Genomic DNA, 17,258 nt, shown 5'->3' with positions numbered 1-17,258 from the left:
TTAAGAGTAAGGCTATGAAACTACTTGAATGTCCCGTTAATGGTATCAGGCCGATGAGTGAATTCACCTACGGCGGAGAATATCGAAATATGCCCAACCCTGACACATGTTCAGATTCTGAGTGGGCTGCCTATGTGCACTATCGTAATGGAGCACCTGGTTTGAAAAAAGAATGGTGGTATCACACCCCCAGCGGTACTTGGTTTATCGCTGAACGTAACACGATGACTGATAAGGTCAACCGTACTTATCTTCTGGGTCAGGAGGAAGCTAAATGACCAGCCGTATTGCTAAGAAACGAGGTGAGTGGATTAACCGTGACAAGCCACTGACTTTTCAATATGAAGGTCAGACTGTGCAAGGTTACGAAGGCGATACCATTTCCAGTGCGCTGTGGGCGGCTGGTATTAATGTGCTGGGCCGTAGTTTTAAATATCACCGTGCACGTGGTGTATTGAGTTTTGCCAATCATGATGTCAACGCCATGATGACAGACGGCGTGGATACCAATATCCGTGCTGATGTCTGGCCTGTTGCTGATGGTATGGATATTAAAGCCGTTAATACTATTGGTGGTGTATTAAAAGATAAAAACAAATATATCGATTATTTATCACCGTTTCTGCCGGTCGGTTTTTATTACAAAACGTTTTATAAACCAAAAAGTCTGTTTCCGTTCTGGGAAGACAAAATCCGTAAGGCGGCTGGTTTAGGCGAAGTTAACTTTAACTACCCACGTATTATTAAACCGAAAAAGTTTGCCCACTGTGATGTGTTAATCATCGGTGCCGGTCTGTCTGGTTTATCAGCAGCGGTTAAAGCGGCTGAGCAAGGCCTGGATGTGATTGTTGTTGATGAAAACAAGCAGGCGGGTGGCAGCCTGACATACGACTATGCTGGTGACCAAACGACAGCCGATACGCTGACAAGCCTGTTAGGTAAAGTGGAGTCAAACCCGAATATTCGTTTAATTACCGATGCGTATGCCGGCGGTTTTTATGGCGATAAATTAGTGCCATTAGTCGGTAAAGACGGCATCACGAAAGTCTGGGCGAAAACGGTGATCGTGGCTGCTGGTGCGTTTGAGCAACCACCTGTATTTCGTTACAACGATCTACCGGGCGTGATGATGGGATCGGCAGCACAACGTCTGATTCATCGTTATGCGGTTAAACCTTTTAATAAAGGTGTGGTTGTTACAGCGAATGATCACGGATATCGAACAGCACTGGACCTAGCGTCTGTTGGTGTCGAAGTTGTGGCTGTCATTGATATGCGTAGAAACGGCGCACCACGTGAACTGGCTCAGAAAGTCAGAGATCTAGGTATTCCTGTTCATATCTCAAGCTGTATTTATGAAGTGATCCCGACCTCTGACAAGTTAGGTGTTAAAGCTGTTGCTGTTAGCCCTTATGACGATATTAGTGCAGGCGCCGATAGTGGCCATACTGTGCGTTTGGGATGTGATGGTGTAGCGATGAGTGCCGGTTGGGCACCAGCCGCTGCCTTGCTGTATCAGGCAGGCACAAAAATGCGTTATGACTATAGCGTCGAGCAGTTTGTCCCTGACGAGTTACCGGAAGGGGTGTTTGCAGCGGGTAAGGTCAATGGCGTATTTGATTTTAAAGCTCGCCAACTTGATGGTCAGCGTGCAGCAGCAGAAGCAGCCGCTTTCCTGGGTAAAACGGTCGATGTGGTTACTGTGCCAAAAGTTGAAATGACATCACCCAGTCATCCTTATCCGATTGTTGAGCATCCGAAAGGCAAAAACTTTGTCGACTTTGACGAAGATATTCAAGTCAAAGATTTCATCAATGCCGCCAAAGAAGGTTTTGACAATATCGAGTTGATGAAACGCTTTACCACGGTGGGTATGGGGCCAAGTCAGGGCAAACATTCTAATATGAATGCGATTCGTATTTTGGCTCGTATTCGTCAGTTACCGGTTGAGAAAATTGGTAGCACCACCGCGCGTCCATTCTTCCACCCAACACCGATTGGTCACCTGGGCGGACGCGGATTCCACCCTCATCGTTATACCGCGATGCATGAATGGCATGTTGAGAATGGTGGTGTGATGATGGATGCGGGTATGTGGATGCGTCCTGCTTATTATCAATATTCGGGTCGTTCAATGACGGCCATGGAAGCGGTACAGCAAGAAGCGTTAGCGGTCAGAAAACAGGCTGGCATGATTGATGGCAGCACCTTAGGGAAAATTGAAGTCTACGGTGCCGATGCCACTGAATTTCTGGAACGCTTTTATACAGGCAAGTTCAGCAAACAGAAAATCGGCGAAAGCCGCATTGCTCTGCTGCTGGATGAAGCGGGTGTCATGCTGGATGACGGGCTGGCTGTTCGTGTCGAAGCTGAAAAGTTCTATGTATCAACGAACTCATCCAATGCCGCGACGGTTTACCGTGAAATGCAACGTAATGTTCAGGCATGGGGATTACAAGTCACTTTGGTGAATCTGACCGGCGCCATTGCAGCGATGACACTGGCCGGACCGAAGTCACGTGAGATTTTAAGTTCACTGACCAATGCCGATTTGAGTGAAGCCGCGTTACCAGATGGAAACATGATTGAAGCTGAGATTGCCGGTGTGAATGCCAAAGTCATGCGAGTGAGTTTTGTTGCTGACCTGGCTTTTGAAATTCATGTGCCTTACAAAGCGGGACTGCATGTCTGGAAACAAATCATGGCTGCCGGACAAGATCATGGTATTCGTCCATTTGGTACAGATGCACAGCGTCTGCTACGTCTGGAAATGGGACATCACCTGATTAGTCACGATACCGATGGTCTGACCAATCCATTTGAAGCGCATTCCGAAGCGTTACTCAAAATGGATAAGCCGTTCTTTATCGGCCAACGCAGCCTGAAAATCATCGCTAAGAAAACGCTGAACAAGAAGTTAGTGAACTTTGTACTGGAGAAAGGCTTTGCCAGGGAAATGCCGAATGAATGCAATCTGGTGATTGATAACGGCAACAACATCAAAGGCCGTGTCACCAGTATTGCATACAGCAGATATCTCGACAGAGTAATCGGTTTTGCTTTTGTTGCACCAGAACAGGGCAATGTGGGCTCAACGTTTTCCATTCGTACCGATAGCGGTGCAATGGTTGAAGCGACTGTCGTCGAAGCCCCTTTTTTTCACCTACTTGATAAAGACGGAGAGTAAGCATGCAAGACGGCATTTTTAAAAGCCCGGTCGCTTTTGCTCAAGCCCCTTTGAAGCCGATTAGTGGCATCGTGAATGGCATGGAGACTGCAATAACCATGGCGGACAAGGCCATTGAATCTTCACGTTACGAGTTATTAAGTATTTGTGATGTGAGTGCATTAAATCGCTTTGGCGTGAAAGGACCTAATGCAGCGGAGTGGTTAGCCTCTGCCAACCTGACACTGCCAGAAGCAAAAAACAGTTGGACATTACAAGGCAAAAGAGAGCTGGTCTTAAGATTGGGGGGAAGTGAGTATCTGATTGAAGAGCCACTGAACTCTCATCTGGTCGCTCAGTTAAATGCCTTGCCTGTGAACAAAGCAGGTGTCCACAAGGTAATTCGCAATGATGCGTCGTTTATTGTCAGTGGCAAGCTGACATCAAAGTTATTTTCTGAAGTCTGTGCTATCGACCTGTCAGGAGATGCACTTGAAGAGAATCGTCTTGTCATGACTGTCATCGCCGGTGTATCGGTAACGTTGCTGAGACAGATGCTGAATGGCCAATCTGTTTATCGCATTTGGTGTGATGGTACGTTTGGACCCTACCTGTGGAAAACACTATTGGGCATCACCGAAGAATATGGTGGCGGTGCTATAGGGTTCAGTTTTTATTACGAGATCAATTGATACGACCAAGTGTTGATCATTCAAACAGAGGAAATGTTATGAAGTATGAATTCGACCCTAAGGCTTCGCCAGCAGACCAATTAGCCTATGCGCAGAAGTTTTTGGCTGAAAACAATGTGAAATATGTGTTGGCCCAGTTTGTTGATATCCACGGTGTGGCTAAGGTCAAATCTGTGCCAGCAGATCACCTGGAAGACATCATTAAAACCGGTGCTGGTTTTGCTGGTGGTGCTATTTGGGGAATGGGCATTAAACCTAATGGTCCAGATTACATGGCAATGGGCGACTTAAGCACATTGAGTTTATTGCCATGGCAACCTGGTTATGCACGCCTGATCTGTGATGGTCACGTTAACGGCAAACCATACAGCCATGACAGTCGTGTTGTACTGAAAAAACAAATTTCCCGTCTGACTGAAAAAGGCTGGATTTTATACACCGGTTTAGAGCCTGAATTCTCTTTACTGAAAAAAGATGAGTTCGGTCATCTGCATCCATTTGATCCAACCGATACACTGCAAAAACCGTGTTATGACTATAAAGGCATCACACGTCAGAGTGCTTTCCTGGAAAAACTGACTGAGTCATTAATTGATGTCGGTTTGGATATTTACCAAATCGATCATGAAGATGCGAATGGTCAGTTTGAAATCAATTACACCTATGCCGATGCACTGAAGAGTGCGGATGACTATGTCATGTTCAAAATGGCAGCCAGTGAAATTGCTAATGAAATGGGCATGGTGTGTTCATTCATGTCTAAACCGTTCAGCAACCGCCCTGGTAACGGCATGCACATGCATATGTCGATTGGTGATGGCGAGAAAAGCTTATTCCATGATGACAGCGATGAAACCGGTCATGGTTTATCAAAACTGGCTTATCACTTTATGGCGGGGATTCTGGCTCACGCACCTGCGTTATCAGCGATTGCAGCGCCTACCGTTAACTCATACAAACGTTTAGTGGTCGGTCGTTCATTATCCGGTGCGACTTGGGCGCCAGCCTATATTTCATATGGTAATAACAACCGTTCGACCATGGTGCGTATTCCTTACGGCCGTATCGAATTACGCCTGCCAGATGGTACTTGTAACCCTTATCTGACAGCGGCGGCAGCGATTGCAGCGGGTCTGGATGGTGTGGAGCGTCAACTGGAAGCGGGTCCAGGTTATGACATTAATTTATATGACTTAAGCCCAGAAGAGTTGGAAGAAAAAGGTATTGGCATCCTGCCACAAAATCTTCATGAAGCTCTGACTGCGTTAGAAAAAGATGACGTGATTAAAGGGGCTTTAGGCGATGAGTTTGTTAAAGAGTTCTTAGAACTTAAACACATGGAATGGGTGGAATACATGCGTCATGTATCTGATTGGGAAATCAATCGTTACGTTGAATTTTATTAAAAGAGTCCCTTCCCAGGGAATGATGTTAGGAGAATAGTTATGTGTGGAATCGTTGGCCTGTATTTGAAAAACGATAAATACCAAGACCGTCTGGGTGAACTGTTTGCGCCAATGTTAATTGCGATGACAGAACGTGGCCCTGACAGTGCCGGCTTTGCTGTCTATGGTGATGAAGTAGATCAAGGTGTGAAGTTAACGCTTCGCAACGAAGATGAAAATTATGATTGGGCTGCATTGGCAAAAGACATTGAAGCCAAACTGAATACAAAAGTCGACTGGTTCCAAAACAGCAAAGTGGCGGTCTTTAAAGTCGATATCGATGCTGAAACCGTTGAAAACTATCTGATGGAAAATCATCAGGACGTGCTGATCATGAGCTCAGGTAAATCTATCGAAATCCTGAAAGAAGTCGGTTTACCAGAACGTATCGTCAATCTGTTCCACCTGGAAAACATGAAAGGCAGCCACATCATCGGTCATACACGTATGGCAACGGAATCTGCTGTAACCATGGCGGGTAGCCATCCTTTCTCAACAGGTATGGATCTGTGTCTGGTACATAACGGTTCTCTGTCTAACCACAACCGTCTGCGTCAGGAACTGAAACGTGAAGGCATTCATTTTGAAACTGAAAACGATTCAGAAGTGGCTGCAGGTTACCTGACATACCGTTTACAACAAGGCGATAGCCTGACAGAAGCGTTAGAGCATGCCTTAGACGATCTGGATGGTTTCTTCACCTTCACTATCGGTACTAAAGATGGCTTTGCTGTCGTGCGTGATCCGATTGCTTGCAAACCTGCGGTGATTGCAGAAACAGATGATTATGTGGCCATGGCCTCTGAGTATCAGGCTTTAACAACATTACCTGGCATTGAAAACGCCAAAGTTTGGGAACCAGAGCCTTCAAAAGTCTATGTTTGGGAACGTACCACGCACTAAGCAATGGTGTATGAGGAGAATATAAATGAGTACTAAATCTGTAGCAGAATCAGTGACCACATCCGGCGGCAAGCAAACGGTGGATTTGGCACAACAAACAGTTCGTGATTTGAATCAGGCGCTGCATGATCAAAACAAGGAACTGACCATTGCTGAATGGGAAGTATTAAACCCAAAAGGGGAGCATAACCTGGCTGTTGGTCTTGATCAGAAGCTCAAAGTCGATATCCACGGTCCGGTCGGTTACTACTGTGCGGGTATGAACAAAGAAGCCGACATCACCGTTCACGGTCATGCTGGTCAAGGCATTGCTGAAAACATGATGTCAGGCAGTGTGCGTGTGAAAGGTAACGCTTCATCAGCAGCCGGCGCGACAGCCCATGGCGGTTTGTTAGTGATTGAAGGCGATGCCGGTTCACGTTGCGGTATCTCGATGAAAGGCATTGATATTGTGGTGAAAGGCAATGTCGGTCATATGAGCTGCTTTATGGGCCAGGCTGGTTCACTAGTGGTGTGTGGTGATGCCGGTGATGCGTTGGGTGACTCGCTGTACGAAGTGCATATCTATGTAAAAGGCGCAGTGAAATCACTGGGCGCAGACTGCATCGAAAAAGAAATGCGTCAGGAGCACCTGGATGAACTGTCGGCTTTATTAGAAAAAGCCGGTGTGGATGAAGATCCAAAAGCCTTCAAACGTTATGGTTCAGCTCGTCAGTTGTACAACTTCAAAGTTGATAACGCGAGTGCTTATTAATTGCTGATATTGCGAGGAAATAGAAATGACTGAAAAGAAAAAATACATGACCGTACCGCGCGAGTCAGCGACGTTTGATAAATTGACGATGGCTGAAATCCGTCGTGCTGCTGATACGGGTATTTATGATATCCGCGGTGCCGGTGCCAAACGTAAACTGCCCCATTTCGACGATCTGTTGTTCCTGGGGGCGAGTATGTCGCGTTACCCATTAGAAGGCTATCGTGAAAAATGTAATACCTCGGTGACCTTAGGTACCCGTTTTGCGAAAAAGCCTATCACTATTGATACGCCTGTCACGATTGCCGGTATGAGCTTCGGTGCGCTGTCTGCCTATGCTAAAGAAGCGTTAGGACGGGGTGCATCAGCAGTGGGTACATCTACCACCACAGGTGACGGTGGTATGACACCGGAAGAACGTGGTCAGTCAAGCAAACTGGTTTACCAATACCTGCCATCACGTTATGGCATGAACCCAGACGACTTACGAAAAGCGGATGCGATCGAAGTGGTATTGGGCCAAGGTGCAAAACCAGGCGGCGGCGGTATGTTACTGGGTCAGAAAATTACTGAACGTGTTGCCAAAATGCGTACCTTACCGATGGGTGTTGACCAACGTTCAGCCTGTCGTCACCCAGACTGGACAGGGCCTGACGATCTGGAAATCAAGATCAAAGAACTGCGTGAAATTACAGACTGGCAAGTGCCTATCTACATCAAAGTCGGTGCAACACGTACTTACTATGATGTGAAGCTGGCGGTGAAAGCAGGTGCTGACGTTATCGTGGTCGACGGTATGCAAGGTGGTACAGCGGCAACGCAAGACGTGTTTATCGAACACGTAGGTATCCCAACCATGGCGGCCATTCCTCAAGCGGTTCAAGCGTTACAGGAAATGGGTATGCACCGTAAGGTTCAACTGATTGTGTCTGGTGGTATCCGTAATGGTGCTGACGTCGCGAAATGTATGGCTTTAGGTGCTGACGCGGTGGCTATCGGTACCGCTGCATTGGTGGCATTGGGTGATAACGATCCTAAATGGGAAGAAGAGTACCAAAAACTGGGTTCAACAGCCGGTTCCTACGATGACTGGCACGAAGGTCGTGACCCAGCCGGTATTTCTACCCAGGATCCGGAGCTGATGAAACGCTTTGACCCGGTTGAAGGTGGTCGTCGTCTGGCTAACTACATACGTGTTCTGACGCTGGAAGCACAAACATTAGCGCGTGCTTGCGGTAAGAATGATCTGCGTCATCTGGAACCAGAAGACTTAGTGGCATTAACAGTGGAATCAGCAGCGATGGCACGTGTGCCATTAGCCGGAACAAGCTGGATTCCAGGCACACATACATTCTAAAAAAATGTTGTTGTGCCATTGATAGTTAAAAACCGGTGTTACAAAGACAATGTGTCTTATAGCGATCCTTACCCCGTCAATATAAGTTGCCTTGTCTGCGTAACATCGGTTTTTTTCTTTTTCTTAGCAAAACAGGAGGACAGTGTGTAAATCATTTTTAACCATTAGAAGAGAGAAATATAACCATGAATAATAAAATAAAAAATCGTATTCAAAATATGTATCTACGAGACTGCATCATGGCTTGGGCAGATGTGCTACTTATCTGGCTGGCTGTGGGTTTCGTCCTCATTAGCATCTTAAGCATTCTGGAAGATCCGGTTATCCGATGGGTAATGATTATTTCCAGTGCTTTGCTCGTCTTTTTCAATACCGCTTCTGTCGGTGCGATGACTAAGCACTACGCAGAAGATAAAGAGTTTATCTACGGATTGGACATCAAACATCTCGATGAAAATAGAGCAGCGAAGCGCTAATTGCCGAGTGATTTTAATGAGGAAATCTTATGTCTACTTATGTACCAAAGGTACAGTCTAAAAAGGGGCAGTTGTTTGATAGTCTCTTTATTCTGATACTTGTCTATGTCAGTTTGTATATTCCTTTGTTTCTTGAATCTGATTCTAAATCAGCAAGTGACACCACCTCATCTCAGGTTATCTCCTGGGAATCCCTAAACGTCTCACCTGTTGAGCAGGAACAATGGCAGAAGCTGGGTTTTGATGAAACCTCAGCGGCTGAAATCATTAACGATAAATTTGATTACACCATTGATCCGTTGATGCTTGGCATTACGGCTTTAGTCATTATTGGCTATTTCATCTTTATGCTGCGTGTCTCTGAGTCTCAATACCGTGAAGTGATTGCTGAAAAATTTGGTGATAAGTCTTCGCTTACGGAACAGGAGGCACACCGATGAGCTATTGGGAAATTTTAAGTTACGCCGCCTGGATTATCTCAGCCATGCTATTGCTGTGGATTCTGGTGGATGCACTCAGTGTGTCTCGTCAGTTTGATGAATCGCTACTCATGAGTTCGCGTGAAGGCGCTGATGAACTGATGGCAGAGCTCGAGCGAGAGGAGCAGCAGTCATGAGTCAGCAATCTTCTTCTCAATCCGGGGAACAACGCATTTCAATGCTGAAGGTATTGAACCCTTTTCATATCTGGGCGCTGGGTGTGGGTATTGTTCTGGTCGGTGAATTTATGGGCTGGAACTTCTCTGTTGCCAAAGGTGGTGCTTATGGTGCCTTGATTGCCTGTTGGGTTATTGGCTTACTCTATAGCTGTGTCGCGATGATCGATTCGGAAGTCACGTCTACCGTGGCGGCGGCCGGTGGTCAGTACACGCAGGCAAAACACATTATTGGTCCGTTAATGGCCTTTAATGTGGGCTTGTATCTGGTGATGGCATATACCATGCTGGAAGCGGCGGATGCTTTGATAGTCGGTGACTTGATGGCGGCTGTGGCATCAGCAACTGGCTTCCATGATCTGAGTCCTCAACCCTTTGTGGTACTGACCATTTCGTTTCTGGCCTGGCTGAATTACCGCGGCGTGTTTATGACGCTGACGGTAAATTTTGTCATTACCCTGTTTGCCTTTCTGGCGATTCTGGCTTTATTTATTGGGGCCGATCCGCTTAACCCCGGGCATATTCTGAAACACAGTGATCTGTTAACAGAATTACCGTATGGCTGGATTGGGGTTGTCGCTGCATTGCAGTTTGGCATGTGGTATTACCTCGGCATTGAGGGCACCTGTCAGGCAGCGGAAGAGGTGAGGAGTGCAGGTCGGGCGATTCCACTGGGCACGATTGGTGGCATTTTAACTTTATTAGTGGCAGCGACACTGACCTGGTATATCTCGACGGGTCTGATGCCATGGCAATATTTAGGTCAGGCGACCACGCCGTTATATGACGCTGCTTCGATTATTGGTAATCCGGTATTACAGGTCGTGTTATTTATCGGCACCATGTTTGCGGCCATTGCTTCGGCTAATGGCTGTATTAATGATGCGGCGCGTGCCTGGTTTTCCATGGGACGGGATCGCTATATGCCGACATGGTTTGGAGCGATTCATCCGCGTTACCGCACGCCGTTCAGATCGATTATTTTCCTGATTCCAATTGCTGTGTCATTTGCGTTCACAGGTTTATTGGATCAGGTCATTACCTTTTCGATTCTGTCAGGTCTGCTGGGTTACACCTTCATGTCCATCAATATGGTCAAGTTCAGAAAAATGTGGCCATTGGATGTGATCAAGCGGGGCTATATCCATCCGTTCCATCCTATTCCAGCTTATACCTTGCTGGGTTTATGTTCTCTGGTCTATTTCGCGACCTTCCTGGGTTACGGTGCGTCATTATTGTCGATTATGGCGTTTTATATCGTGGCCTCGGTCTGGTTTGTGAAACGACGTTACCAGTTCGTGAAACGGGGTGATCAGTTCACCATGCCCTGGCCACGGCCTAAAGGTTATTAGGAGGAAGCAGCATGAAACATATTTTATGTGCAACGGATGGATCGCATAGTGCGATGAAAGCCGTGGATTTTGCTGTGGAGCTGGCGAAATCGGTCAATGCCAGGCTGACATTTATTCATGTGGTTAGACCGACCAGTGAAGACATTTCACATAGTTACTTTTGGGATTCGAGCATTCTCGATGCAGCAGATGCTCAAATCAAACAGGAGCTACGTGATGCGATGGTTAAGGCCACATCTCAAGGACTAGATGATGTGTTTTGTATAACGGCAGCTGGCCACGATATTGCCAAAGCCATTGTTGATTATGCTGAGAAACATGAGCATGACCATGTGGTGACTGGATCGGTTGGGCGTAGTGGTATTGCGAGAGTGTTATTAGGATCGATAGCGCAGCATATTGTGCAGCGATCCCACTGTCCGGTGACCGTCGTCAGATAAGCCTTAGTCCCGCAGTATTGTCATGGCTGCGGGACTCTTTTTCTGAGGGAAAAGAGGAATATTGAATGAATGTAGATGCTATATACGCCATGATTTTTGTGTTGTTAGGGAGTACTTGCTTGCTGCTTCTATATCGCCATCATCATCGCCATGTGTTGGTATCAAGACAGCAGGTATTTGATGATTGTCATGAGGTTGTTCAGATGACGTCATCAACGCTTGATGGACAAGGATATGCCTCTGTTTTTGCCGATTGGAATAATGCCAGGGTAAAGCTTTCAGTCGAGGTGGATAACCTCACGGCAAGAAAATTACCAGTGATGTGGATGCATATAACCTTGTATCGAGCACATAAAGACAGCAGTGGCGCGACACTCGATATTTTAGTCAGACCACAAAATACCGAGAGCTTCAGTCCGTCATGGCAGTGGATAAAACCGGTGATGCCTTTAGCTGGCTGGCCGCAACATGCCCGTTATATGACAAAAACCCAGCCGCCGCCATTAGCAGGGATAGATCAAGATATTAAAGACTTGTTTGCTGATTCTCGCTGCAAAGAGTTACTGATTACCCCGATGGCGATTCGGCTCACTTGCTTAGCTAAGCAATCAGATCGCGGCCATTATTTATTACTACGGGCCATTAATTTTGATGACAAACCCATTGAGGCAAGTTTGGTAGCCGGTTTATTACACAAGTTAGATAACTTAGTGACTCACCTGGATGAGGTGCAAGATGAAGCAGCCTAGTCGCCTATTGCAGGGACCCGTTCATCCCTATCTGGTGCTATTGATTGCCATTGTGTTGCCTGGGGTGGGGCAGGTCGTGAATCACAATCCCATGCGCGGTTTGACCATGTTGTTTTTTATGCTGGTGTTAGGTGTGGTGACCTATCAAATGGCCGCACCAGGTATTTCGGTGATAGGCCAGTTTGCTGGCGGGATTTTTATTTATGCACTATCGATTATGGATGCCTATATGTGGGCCAGAATTCGTTGGGAGCAAGCCAATTTCTCTCAATAGGTAAGGGTATAACCCCAAGGTAGTAATCCTTCTTTGGAATTTTTTTATCCCTGAAACTAAGCAATACTTAACCTGAAGTTGGTTTTAGATGAAACCGTTTCTTCATGGTTATCCTCGGACTCTTTGCGATTTGAGACCTTTGGGTGAATGACTGATGAGATTCAGTCATTCACACCATTTTTTCAGTTGATTCAACCGATGTGTGAATCAAAAAAACAAGGATACATAATGAATCTGCCTTTAACACATCGACTTGAAGATGTTCAAAATACGCCTGACAAACGCCAGTTAATCATTGATAAAGTCGGTATAAAGTCACTGCGTTACCCGGTTTTATTTCAATCAACTACCGAAACACCCATACGTGTTGTGGCCGAATTTAATATGTATGTGCATTTGGCGGCTGATGTGAAAGGCACCCATATGTCACGTTTCATTGAATTACTGGAACGCCCTGACGCGATATTCAGCCTGAGCAATATGCCCGCATTTATGACCGACATGCTGGAATTATTAGGCGCAAAACAAGGTCACGTCAGCTTACGTTTTCCGTATTTCATCAGCAAAACCGCACCCGTTTCAGGTGTGAAAAGCTTTATGGATTACGACATTACGCTGACAGCGGATTACACCGATAAACTGGAACTGACCGTGAAAGCTGAGATCCCTGTGACCAGTCTTTGTCCTTGCTCGAAGAAGATTTCAGATTATGGTGCACATAATCAACGTTCTTTGGTCAGTGTTGAAGCACGCATCAGCGAAGAGATGACGCTGGATGCCTTGATTCAATTGATTGAAGAACAAGCCTCCAGTCAGCTTTACGGGCTGTTGAAACGCCCGGACGAAAAGTATGTGACCGAATTTGCTTACGACAATCCCAAGTTTGTTGAGGATTTAGTTAGAGATATTGCTGTCGCATTAGCTCAACAGGACACCGTGTCAGGGTTCCGTGTTGAGTGTGAAAACTTTGAATCTATTCATAATCATTCTGCCTACGCCGTTATTGACCAGTTATAAGGAGCTATATCCTCATGCCACAATCTAAGTTGACGTCTTATTCTCAACCCGCACAAATCGCTAGTGCAGAAGCGATTATTGAGGATATTAGACAGGGCAAAATGGTTGTCTTAATGGATGATGAAAACCGTGAAAATGAAGGTGATCTGGTTATGGCGGCCAGTCATGTTACTGCCGAAGCAGTGAATTTTATGGCGATGCATGCACGCGGTCTCATTTGCCTGACTTTAACTGAAGCACGCTGTCAGCAGTTAAACCTGCCATTAATGGTAAAACAAAATAAAGCCGGTTTTGAAACTAACTTTACGCTGTCTATTGAAGCGGCTGAAGGCGTCACCACCGGCATTTCTACACAGGATCGTGCGTTGACGATTCAGGCTGCTGTGGCGGCTAATGCCACACCGGAAGATATTGTCAGTCCTGGTCATATTTTCCCGGTTATGGCCAGAGCGGGGGGCGTGTTAACCCGTGCAGGACACACAGAAGCTGGCTGTGACTTGGCGGCATTGGCAGGGCTGGAGCCTGCTGCTGTTATCTGCGAAATCATGAATGAAGACGGCACCATGGCCCGTCTACCGGATCTTATTGAATTTGCTAAACAGCATGACTTAAAAGTAGGCACCATTGCCGACCTTATCGCTTATCGTCACCAGCATGAGCAAAATGTCATCCGCCTGAATGAACGTGAAATGCAAACCATGCTGGGTTCATTCCGTCGTCATGATTATTTAGATAAAACGACAGGTATGAAACATCTGGCACTGGTCTACGGCACGTCAGCGGCTGGTGAAGAAACCCTGGTCAGAGTTCATGCACCGTTTAATAGTATGGACTTGCTGGATTACGACCGGAACGGACATACCTGGAGTGTGGCCGAAGCCATGCAATATATTCAGCAGCAAGGCTCGGGTGTGCTTGTCCTGCTGCATGGGGATGAAGAGGAGTGGCAGAGACTCGTTCAGTCAGATCGAAATTATGCTGAAGAGTATGTACTGAAACACTATGGCATTGGAGCTCAGATATTAAGAGATCTCGGTGTCACTGAAATGAAGTTGATGACCTGGCCGAGAAAACTGCCATCAATGAGCGGTTTTGGCTTGAGTGTCACTAACTATGTCTTACCAGAAGACTTAGCAGAAAAACTTGCTGCATCAGCCGTTGTATAAACGCTGTTGTTAGCTGGTTAGGTATCAATTAATAAGTAATAACAAAGGATTAATATGGCTTGGGTAGCATTAGTAGTAGCGGGATTACTGGAAGTCGTCTGGGCGGCTGGACTGAAATATTCAGAAGGTCTGACTAAGTTAGGGCCCAGTCTGTTGGCACTGGTCACCGTTGCCTTGAGTTTGTGGCTTTTGGGTGTAGCAATGAAAACCCTGCCATTAGGCACTGCTTACGGTGTCTGGGTCGGCATCGGTGCGATTGGCACGGTGATTTTCGGTATTGTGTTTTTATCTGAGCCAGCGACCATTGCACGTCTGTTCAGTATCCTATTAATTCTATCGGGTATCATCGGGCTGAAAATATCTCACTAAACAGGCGGCAGTCTGCTTTTGTTTATGGGCTCACCTGAGTGGTTTCTCTATACCCGTTACTGTTAACCGATACCGTTAATAAGAGGCGTGGTATGTTACTGCTTGTTTTGACTGACAATGGTGTCAGCATAAGTTAGGTGAGGTTAGAGACGTTGGAAAACAAAGCCCAGCAGCCGATAACACTTTCTCTCTACAATCGTTTTTCATTACATCGCAGTATCGACTGGACTGGTGCTTTCTGGCTGGCCAGTGGTGTGCCAGCACTGGTGTTATTTTCGATGGGGGCGATTGCCGCCACAGTCGGTAAACCGGCCTGGTTAATCTGGATTGTGTCTATTTCTATCGGGCTTGTTCAAGCCTTTACCTATGCCGAAATTGCCGGATTATTCCCTCATAAAACCGGCGGTATCTCGGTGCATAGCTCGGTTGCCTGGGCAAATTACAGTAAATGGATAGCGGCCTTATGTATCTGGTGTAACTGGGTGGCATGGGGGCCGGTATTAGCCATCGGCTCTGCTTTGGCAGCAGGCTATATTTTGAATGTGACCTATCCGCCGGATGCGGTGATTAATACCTGGCAGATAACCTTACTCGATCTGAGCTTCCTTAAAGCGGGACTCTGTCTGCGAATCAATGCTGTGTTTATTATTGGCGCGGTATTGATGGTGTTGGTATTTGCCATTCAAAACGGCGGCATTTTACGCTCCGCCAAAGCCATGATGATTATTGGCTTGTCCGGGCTGGCCCCATTGATGCTGATTGCCATTGTGCCATTGATTACCGGTGATATGGTTATGAGTAACTTTTACCCATTAGCGCCGCTTGCCTATGACAGTGATGGTTATGTAATACCCGGTGTTTGGGATATTAAAGGCTGGTCTTTAGTGGCAGGCGCTTTGTTTATTGCGGCCTGGTCAACCTATGGCTTTGAAACGGCCGTGTGTTACACCCGTGAGTTTAAAGATCCCAGCCGTGATACCTACCGCGCTATTTTATATTCCGGTTTATTATGTTTATTTGCCTTTGTGCTGATTCCTTTTACTTTTCAGGGCCACATGGGATTAGGGCAAATGATTGAGCCACAGCACTTTAATGCTGCCGGTGAAGTGATTCAACCAGCTCAATATGACGGCATGCTAGCCGCGGATATTTATAGTGGCATGGGCATCGCCAATGCGCTTTATGGCATTGTAGGTAATAGCGGCATTATGGTGGATATGTTTGTGGTGATGTTGGTGCTGGCATTGATGTTATCGATTATGACCACGATGTCCGGATCGTCTCGTACGTTATACCAGGGCTCAATTGATGGTCTATTGCCTAAATACCTGTCACAGGTAAATCAGCACGGTGCCCCCACTAGTGCGATGTGGACTAATCTTATCGTTAACCTGATGTTGCTGAGCCTATCTGACTATGTATTTTTACTTGCTGCATCTTGTGTCAGTTACATCATTTTTAACTTCCTGACCCTTAATGCCGGTTGGATTCACCGCATCGACAGACCCAACTGGAAACGCTCATATCGAACCCCAAAAGTCTTATTTATCGCCGGTATCGCCATGGCCTTTTTGAATATTACCTTTATGGCACTGGGAGCCAATATCTGGGGCGGTGGCACATTGATGAGTGGTTTGATTCTGGCGAGCCTGAGCATTCCACTGTTTTGCTGGCGGCATTACCTGATTGATAAAGGCCAACTGCCATCATCGATGCAAGAAGATATTCAGGCTGGCAACACCATAGAAACTTCCCGTAAAGCAGGTCGATGGCCTTATCTGGTTTTACTGTTCAGCGTGTTGCTGGTGGGCGGGATTCAGTTTTTAGTTAGTTAACTATCGGGGTGAACGATATAAGGCATAAAAATTATTTATCCATTTTGCCGATTCCCTTGATCTCACTGATTTCTAAATACTTCTATGAAAGCAATATATATGTTTCTTTCTTAAACGAGATTGCTTTTTATACTTAAAAGCGGCTTATATGTTGCTATTATGAAAAAAAAGAAACTAATATGTTTCTTATTGGTAAATAGCAACTTATATATTTCATTATGAATTCACTACTCGACCAGATCAAAAAGCGCCGTATTGCATTAGAACTCAAGCAACACGATATGATGCTGCGTGTTGGTATATCTCGCCAGCAATATCAGCGATTGGAATCCAAAGGCAATCCACGGCTTGATACCCTTGAACTTATTGCCAAGGGGCTTAAAAGTGAATTACTGCTGATACCTCAGGAAAAATTAAATGCTGTACTGGCAGTATTGGCTGACGATAACGTGTCACCAACAAGAGTATCAACCAAGCCACACCAGACGGACAAAGAAAAAAGTAGCTCATTGGCCGATGATCCATGGCAGGGATTACTGGGAGAAAATGAATGAGCACAGACAGCAATGATGAAGTAAACGAAATCAAATTCTCTGACCCTTTTAATT

The 17,258-nt window shown here is 46.1% G+C and carries 19 protein-coding genes; all 19 read left to right on the top strand.

The window, feature by feature from the left end; all coding sequences use genetic code 11:
* The first annotated feature begins 14 nt into the window (after nucleotides 1-14).
* The gene (locus tag MAMP_RS14065; RefSeq protein ID WP_040576622.1) at nucleotides 15-278 is read left to right on the top strand and encodes a sarcosine oxidase subunit delta; all 264 of its coding nucleotides are present in this window, start codon (nucleotides 15-17) and stop codon (nucleotides 276-278) included.
* Entirely contained in the window at nucleotides 275-3,187 is a 2,913-nt protein-coding gene (locus tag MAMP_RS14060; protein WP_007146756.1) for an FAD-dependent oxidoreductase, read from the top strand. Before MAMP_RS14065 ends, MAMP_RS14060 begins: the two co-directional genes overlap by 4 nt.
* A 2-nt stretch (nucleotides 3,188-3,189) precedes the next feature.
* Entirely contained in the window at nucleotides 3,190-3,858 is a 669-nt protein-coding gene (locus MAMP_RS14055; protein ID WP_007146755.1) for an aminomethyltransferase family protein, read from the top strand.
* Nucleotides 3,859-3,896: 38 nt separating this feature from the next.
* Nucleotides 3,897-5,264: a type III glutamate--ammonia ligase gene (gene glnT / locus MAMP_RS14050; RefSeq protein ID WP_007146754.1), complete on the top strand. Its 1,368-nt coding sequence runs from the start codon at nucleotides 3,897-3,899 to the stop codon at nucleotides 5,262-5,264.
* A gap of 39 nt (nucleotides 5,265-5,303) precedes the next feature.
* Nucleotides 5,304-6,206 (top strand): class II glutamine amidotransferase, encoded by a 903-nt coding sequence (locus MAMP_RS14045; protein WP_007146753.1) that lies wholly within the window; start codon nucleotides 5,304-5,306, stop codon nucleotides 6,204-6,206.
* 25 nt (nucleotides 6,207-6,231) lie between these two features.
* The gene (locus tag MAMP_RS14040; protein WP_007146752.1) at nucleotides 6,232-6,960 is read left to right on the top strand and encodes a GltB/FmdC/FwdC-like GXGXG domain-containing protein; all 729 of its coding nucleotides are present in this window, start codon (nucleotides 6,232-6,234) and stop codon (nucleotides 6,958-6,960) included.
* A gap of 25 nt (nucleotides 6,961-6,985) precedes the next feature.
* The gene (locus tag MAMP_RS14035) at nucleotides 6,986-8,317 is read left to right on the top strand and encodes an FMN-binding glutamate synthase family protein (RefSeq protein WP_007146751.1); all 1,332 of its coding nucleotides are present in this window, start codon (nucleotides 6,986-6,988) and stop codon (nucleotides 8,315-8,317) included.
* A 185-nt stretch (nucleotides 8,318-8,502) separates the two neighbouring features.
* On the top strand, nucleotides 8,503-8,793 hold the full coding sequence (locus tag MAMP_RS14030) for a hypothetical protein (protein ID WP_007146750.1): 291 nt from the start codon (nucleotides 8,503-8,505) through the stop codon (nucleotides 8,791-8,793).
* Between the two features lie 29 nt (nucleotides 8,794-8,822).
* Nucleotides 8,823-9,233 (top strand): hypothetical protein, encoded by a 411-nt coding sequence (locus tag MAMP_RS14025; RefSeq protein ID WP_007146749.1) that lies wholly within the window; start codon nucleotides 8,823-8,825, stop codon nucleotides 9,231-9,233.
* On the top strand, nucleotides 9,230-9,409 hold the full coding sequence (locus tag MAMP_RS14020) for a hypothetical protein (RefSeq protein WP_007146748.1): 180 nt from the start codon (nucleotides 9,230-9,232) through the stop codon (nucleotides 9,407-9,409). Before MAMP_RS14025 ends, MAMP_RS14020 begins: the two co-directional genes overlap by 4 nt.
* Nucleotides 9,406-10,800, top strand: a complete 1,395-nt coding sequence (locus tag MAMP_RS14015) for an APC family permease (RefSeq protein WP_007146747.1) — start codon at nucleotides 9,406-9,408, stop codon at nucleotides 10,798-10,800. Before MAMP_RS14020 ends, MAMP_RS14015 begins: the two co-directional genes overlap by 4 nt.
* An 11-nt stretch (nucleotides 10,801-10,811) precedes the next feature.
* Complete coding sequence (locus MAMP_RS14010) at nucleotides 10,812-11,240, top strand: universal stress protein (RefSeq protein ID WP_007146746.1); 429 nt, start codon at nucleotides 10,812-10,814, stop codon at nucleotides 11,238-11,240.
* A 65-nt stretch (nucleotides 11,241-11,305) separates the two neighbouring features.
* Nucleotides 11,306-11,989 carry a hypothetical protein gene (locus MAMP_RS14005; RefSeq protein ID WP_007146745.1) on the top strand — a complete coding sequence of 228 codons (684 nt, stop codon included), beginning with the start codon at nucleotides 11,306-11,308 and terminating at the stop codon, nucleotides 11,987-11,989.
* A complete protein-coding gene (locus tag MAMP_RS14000; protein ID WP_007146744.1) occupies nucleotides 11,976-12,263 on the top strand; it encodes a hypothetical protein in 288 nt (95 codons plus the stop codon). Before MAMP_RS14005 ends, MAMP_RS14000 begins: the two co-directional genes overlap by 14 nt.
* Nucleotides 12,264-12,491: 228 nt before the next feature.
* On the top strand, nucleotides 12,492-13,280 hold the full coding sequence (gene folE2, locus MAMP_RS13995; RefSeq protein WP_007146743.1) for a GTP cyclohydrolase FolE2: 789 nt from the start codon (nucleotides 12,492-12,494) through the stop codon (nucleotides 13,278-13,280).
* Nucleotides 13,281-13,294: 14 nt separating this feature from the next.
* Entirely contained in the window at nucleotides 13,295-14,446 is a 1,152-nt protein-coding gene (gene ribBA, locus MAMP_RS13990; RefSeq protein WP_007146742.1) for a bifunctional 3,4-dihydroxy-2-butanone-4-phosphate synthase/GTP cyclohydrolase II, read from the top strand.
* Nucleotides 14,447-14,500: 54 nt separating this feature from the next.
* Nucleotides 14,501-14,815 (top strand): quaternary ammonium compound efflux SMR transporter SugE, encoded by a 315-nt coding sequence (sugE, locus tag MAMP_RS13985; protein WP_007146741.1) that lies wholly within the window; start codon nucleotides 14,501-14,503, stop codon nucleotides 14,813-14,815.
* Nucleotides 14,816-14,967: 152 nt separating this feature from the next.
* Nucleotides 14,968-16,650: an APC family permease gene (locus MAMP_RS13980; protein ID WP_007146740.1), complete on the top strand. Its 1,683-nt coding sequence runs from the start codon at nucleotides 14,968-14,970 to the stop codon at nucleotides 16,648-16,650.
* 218 nt (nucleotides 16,651-16,868) lie between these two features.
* Nucleotides 16,869-17,204, top strand: a complete 336-nt coding sequence (locus MAMP_RS13975; RefSeq protein ID WP_007146739.1) for a helix-turn-helix transcriptional regulator — start codon at nucleotides 16,869-16,871, stop codon at nucleotides 17,202-17,204.
* Nucleotides 17,205-17,258 lie beyond the last annotated feature (54 nt).

The organism is Methylophaga thalassica MP (genome assembly GCF_000214595.1).
GTDB classification, from domain to species: domain Bacteria; phylum Pseudomonadota; class Gammaproteobacteria; order Nitrosococcales; family Methylophagaceae; genus Methylophaga; species Methylophaga thalassica.
Note: the sequence above shows the minus strand (reverse complement) of the source record. Positions and strands in the feature narration are given on the sequence as shown.